The 5,257-nt window shown below is 64.7% G+C and carries 6 protein-coding genes; 4 read left to right on the forward strand and 2 right to left on the reverse strand.

The annotated features are described in order from the left end of the window. Positions 1-228, reverse strand: a 228-nt coding sequence (locus ACMO6A_RS03135) for an ATP-binding cassette domain-containing protein (protein WP_418470769.1), incomplete at its 3' end; no start/stop codon positions are given. Between the two features lie 185 nt (positions 229-413). Between ACMO6A_RS03135 and ACMO6A_RS03140 the strand changes: the two genes are divergently transcribed. After that, positions 414-1,160, forward strand: coding sequence for a response regulator transcription factor (locus ACMO6A_RS03140; protein ID WP_009304200.1), 747 nt, complete (start codon positions 414-416; stop codon positions 1,158-1,160). Positions 1,161-1,163: 3 nt separating this feature from the next. After that, complete coding sequence (locus tag ACMO6A_RS03145) at positions 1,164-2,600, forward strand: sensor histidine kinase (protein WP_009304199.1); 1,437 nt, start codon at positions 1,164-1,166, stop codon at positions 2,598-2,600. Between the two features lie 12 nt (positions 2,601-2,612). On the opposite strand, the gene ACMO6A_RS03150 is transcribed toward ACMO6A_RS03145, so the two are convergent. Continuing rightward, positions 2,613-3,467, reverse strand: coding sequence for a DegV family protein (locus ACMO6A_RS03150; RefSeq protein WP_009304198.1), 855 nt, complete (start codon positions 3,465-3,467; stop codon positions 2,613-2,615). 166 nt (positions 3,468-3,633) lie between these two features. Here ACMO6A_RS03150 and ACMO6A_RS03155 point away from each other — a divergent pair, with 166 nt between their 5' ends. After that, entirely contained in the window at positions 3,634-4,179 is a 546-nt protein-coding gene (locus ACMO6A_RS03155; protein WP_009304197.1) for a DUF1836 domain-containing protein, read from the forward strand. 94 nt (positions 4,180-4,273) lie between these two features. Further along, positions 4,274-5,257: cation:proton antiporter (locus ACMO6A_RS03160; protein WP_418470770.1), on the forward strand; the 984-nt coding region annotated here is incomplete at its 3' end.

Here is a 5,257-nt window from a genome sequence, read left to right on the forward strand (position 1 = left end):
CTGCCCGCTCGACGGCGCGTCGATGGCGGCCAGGCAGTTGAGCAGCGTCGACTTGCCCGAGCCGCTCGGTCCCATGACGCCGGTGAACTCGCCGGCGCACCCCGCGAAGCTCACGCGGTCGAGCGCCTGCGTCACGCTGCCGTCGTGCTTGCGCCCCTCGGCGCCGTAGCGCTTGCTGAGAGCGCGCACCTCCACCACCGTCGACGCGCCGACGTCCCTTGCATCCATATTCAGCTCCTTCTTCTCGTTTTGCTCCTGCTCCCAGGTTACGAGCCGCTCCTTACAGCGCCTTGCAGCGCGCCTTGCGGCTTCCTTACCGCACCTTGCGGCTGCCTTACGATACGAAGAAGCGGATTACCGCGCTCGGCCGCATGTGTCATACTGGCAAGCACGAAAGAGAAAGGGGTTCGACGATGACCGGCGCATTCGGCATGGTGGAGACGCACTTGCGCGGCAAGCGCATCCTGCTGGTGGACGACGAGCGCGAGCTGGCCGACATGGTGGCCACCATCTTGCACGGCGCGGGGTTCGCCTCCGTCGACATCGCGAATTCCAGCGCCGAAGCGCTCTCCTCGATCGCGGCGCGCAGCGCCTCCCCCGAGCACGCGTACCAGCTGTTCGTGCTCGACGTGATGATGCCCGGCATGGACGGCTTCGAGCTGCTCGGACGCATCCGTCAGCTGCCCGCGCACACCTCGACGCCCGCGCTGTTCCTCACGGCGAAAGACGAGCCTTTCGATCGCGTGTCGGGACTCACGTTGGGCGCCGACGATTACATCGCGAAGCCGTTTCTGCCCCAAGAGCTGGTGCTGCGCATCGCCGCCGTGCTGCGCCGCTGCTATGCCGCCGAGAACCCGCTGTTGGAGCTGGCTGCGAGCCGCGTGAACTTCGCCACCGCCGAGGTGGAGCGCGCCGACGGGCAGACGGTGCCGCTCACCGCCAAAGAACACGAGATCCTGAGCGTGCTCGCGCGCAACGCCGGGCGCATCGTCACCATCGATTCCCTGTGCGAGGCGTGCTGGGGCACGTCGTTCGGCTACGAGAACTCGCTCATGGCGCACATCCGTCGCCTGCGCGAGAAGATCGAGGCAGACCCGTCGGCGCCGGTTTCGCTCGTCACGGCGCGCGGACTGGGCTACAAGCTGGTCGAGCGCGGCTAGCTCATGGGCCGCGCCCCTCGCACATCTGCTCGAGACCGTCGCACAAGGCGACCGGCGGGCTTCGCGCGCTTCTTCACCAAGCAGCTGCTGCTGTTCGTGGCGCTGGCGCTGCTCATCGTGGTCATCGACTTCTTCCTGTACGCCGTCATCGCCTACCGGGAATCGAACTCGAACTTCAACGACGGCACGCCCGCGTCCACGACGCGCGCAGTCGACCAAGCTCTCGAGCAGGATGCCGACGGCTCATGGACGCTTGGGGAGAACGGCCTGGAGGCGCTCGGCCAGCAGGACGCCTGGGCGCTCGTCATCGGGACGGACGGCGCGGTGGCCTGGTCGCAGGACAAGCCGGAGGACGTGCCCGACCGGTTCAGCGTGAACGACGTGGCGATGGCAGCGCATTATGCGGCCGTCGCCGACTATCCGGCGTTTTTCTGGGATCGGGACGACGGCCTGCTGGTCGTGGGTTTCCCGAAGAACGAGTTCTGGACGATGACGCTCACCTACCCCGCGTCGACCGTGCGCAACTTCCCGCTGTACGTGCTGCTGATATTCGCAGTCGACCTCGGGATCTTGTACACCATCTACGCGGTGTCGCGTCGCCGGACGCAAAACGCCGTGGCTCCCATCGCCGAAGCGCTCGACGCGCTGTCTGACGGGCGCGCGGCCGAGCTGCACCTCAAAGGGGATCTGCGCGACATCGGCGACCAGATCACCGAGACGAGCGCCGTCATCGAGCAGAAGGACGCCGCGCGCGCAAGCTGGATTCGCGGCATCTCCCACGACATCCGCACGCCGCTGTCGATGATTCTCGGCTACGCCGACGCGCTCGTGCAGGACGAGGGCGCAGCCGAAGAGGCGCGCGCAAGCGCGCGGGTCATCAGAGCGCAGGGGCTCAAGATCAAGGACCTCGTCACCGATCTCAACACCGCCTCGCAGCTGGACTACGACATGCAGCCGATGCGCCTGGAACGCGTGCATGCGGCGCGCCTGCTGCGCACCGTGGCGGCCGCGCATGCGAACAGCGGGCTGGACGAAGCGCATCCTATCGAGCTCGACATCGCAGAGGACGCGCTGAACGCGGTGGTGCTGGGGGACGAGAGGCTGCTCACGCGCGCGGTGGAGAACGCCATCTCCAACGCGCGGCTGCACAACGAGCAGGGATGCACGATCAGCGTCGAACTGGCGCTGCGAGACAACGCGTACTGCACGATCCGCGTGAGCGACGACGGTGCTGGAATCGCGGCTGCCGACCTCGCCGCGCTCGAAGCGCGCCTCGCGCGCTCGCGCACGGCGCGCAGCGCGGCCGGGTCGTTCAACCGCGATCACGGCCTGGGGCTCGTTCTGGTCGACCGCATCGCCCGCGCGCACGAGGGATCGCTCTCCCTCGACGGCGCGCCGGGCGAAGGCTTCTCCGTGACCCTCGCCCTCCCGCTGGCGTAGCGACGGAAGGGTTTACGCTCCGCAGACGCCGATGCCGATGAGGCCGGGGCCGGTATGCACCACGAGCACGGGGCTGATCTGCCCTTCGTACCAGGCGTCCACGTTGTGCACGCGCTGCTCCAGCTCGTGCTTTACTTCGGCCGCCTCCGCAGCGGCATCGCCGTTCACCACGGCCATCGTGCAACGCGGATACCGCGCCGCTGCCTCCTCGGCGCAGCGCATGGCCTTCTTCAGCGATTGACGGCGACCCTTGGCCTTCGCCACGGTGCAGTACACGCCCTTCTCGTTGCAGGTGATCACCGGGCGCATGTCCAGCAGACTGCCCACCGCGTACGTCACGTTGCCTATGCGGCCGCCCTTATGCAGGTATTCCAGCGTGTCCACGCAGAAGAACACCTTCGTGCTCTCCACGATGCGCTCGCTGTCGCGTCGCAGGTCGTCGAGCGTGGCGCCGTCGGCCAGCCTGCGCGCCACCGCAAGCGCGACCAAGCCCGCGCCCATGCCGATGTTCTTCGTGTCCACGATGCAGCAGTCCAGCTCGGGCATCCCGACGGTGATCGATCGCATGAGCTCGCATGTGGCCGACAGGCCGCTCGAGATAGTGACGATGACGGCCTGCTCGTAACCGTCGTCCACGACGCGCTGCAGCACCTCGCGCGCAATCGCAGGAGTCGGCGTGGACGTAGTGGGGATCTCCTCGGAGAAGCGGTCGTATACCTGTTGCGGCGTGATGGTCACTTTATCGAGAAAGCTCTCGCGTTCGTAGTTCACCTGCAACGGCACGACGTACATGCCGTACCGCTCGACGTCCGCCGGCGGCACGTCGGTGCACGAGTCGATGACGAGAGCGATGCGAGAGGTGTCCATGCGACCTGCTTTCGTTCGTCCGGGCATCACCCGGGTTACTATCTAGTATCAATAACTAGATTATTGGTTGAAACGTACTATGTCAAGCAGTTCTAAAGATTGACTCCAAACGGTCGCCTTGCTATGCTCGTTTCGTTTCCTCCGCACGCGCGCGAAAGGCTCCTTCATGAACGACGCATCCGTCAGCACATCGACCTATGCCGAGCATCTCGTCTCCCTGCACCTCCCTCGCTACGACGAGATACCCTCCATCGACCTGTACATGGACCAACTGGTGGGTTTTCTCGAAGACACGTTGGCTCCGCTGTACCAGCCCGGCGAGAAGATCATCACGCGTTCCATGGTGAACAACTACGTGAAGCAGGGCGTGCTGGCATCGGCCGCAGGCAAGAAGTACACGCGCTCCCACATCGCATACCTCATCGTCATCTGCACCCTTAAGCAGACGTTCTCCATAGCGGAAATCGACCGGCTCATCCGCATGCAAATCGCCAGCTTCGACACGCGCGTGGCCTACGACTACTACTGCGATGCGTTCGAAGCCGCGCTGCGAGCGTTGTTCGCACCCCTTCCAACCAGCCCGAAAGGCCTGATGAGCGGAGAAAATGAGGGGGATTTCGAGCGGGATCTGGTGCTGGCTTCCACGGCGGCTGTCGCCTACACGCTCTACATCAAAGCGAGCATCGCCGTAGCGGGCGGGCGGCCCAAATAACGCCTTCCGCTCATTTCGTGCGCAAAGCCGAGCGGATGCGACCGGCTCGGTTACAATAAAAGGGTCGATCCCATCCCAACGAATGGAGGAGCCCTTGGAAGCGCTCATGCTCGCCCTGCTCTTGCTGGCGGCCGTCCTCGTCTCGTCGGTCATCGACCAGCTGGTGCCCAAGATCTCCTCGCCCCTCATACAGATCCTGCTTGGCCTCGGCATCGCGCTTCTCGCTTCCTCGCAAATCAAGATCGAACTCGATGACAAGCTGTTCCTCGTGCTGTTCATCGCTCCTTTGCTCTACGACGAGGCCAAGAACATCGACAAGGCATCGCTGTGGCGCAACCGCAAGCCCGTGCTGTCGCTGGCCATCGGACTGGTGCTTGCCACGGCGCTCGTCGTGGGGTTCGCCGTCCACTGGCTCGTGCCGTCCATCAGCTTGTTCGCCGCTTTCGCGCTGGGCGCGGCGCTCGGCCCGACCGATGCCGTGGCGGTAGCGTCGCTTTCCAAGGAAACGAGCATCTCCTCACGTTCCAAGAGCATTCTCGAAGGCGAGTCGCTCATCAACGACGCCTCGGGCATCGTGGCGTTCCAATTCGCCATCGCAGCCGCCGTCACCGGCACGTTCTCCCTCGTCGACGCCACAGCCGACTTCCTGTTCAGCTTCTTCGGCGGTATCCTCATGGGCATCGCCCTGAGCTACCTGGGCAACTTCCTTGTGCGCAAGGTTCGCTCGTGGGGCCTGGAGAACACGACCTTCCACGTGTTGTTCGAGGTGTTCACGCCGTTCATCGTGTACCTTGTGGCCAACGCGCTGCACACGAGCGGCATCCTGGCCGTGGTGGCGGCAGGTCTCGTGAACGTCATCTCGCCGCGCGTCATCGGGCCGTCCATCTCGCGCATGAACATCGTCTCGACAAGCGTTTGGCGGGTGCTGTCCTTCGCGCTCAACGGCGTGGTGTTCGTGTTGCTGGGCACGCAGCTGCCGCTCGCCTTTCAAGGAACATGGGAAAGCACGGCCGTTTCGAACGACAAGCTCATCGCGTACGTGCTGGGTCTCGCCTTCATCGTGATCTTCGCACGATTC

Origin of the sequence: Eggerthella sp. (assembly GCF_048329335.1) — a bacterium.
Lineage (GTDB): Bacteria > Actinomycetota > Coriobacteriia > Coriobacteriales > Eggerthellaceae > Eggerthella > Eggerthella lenta.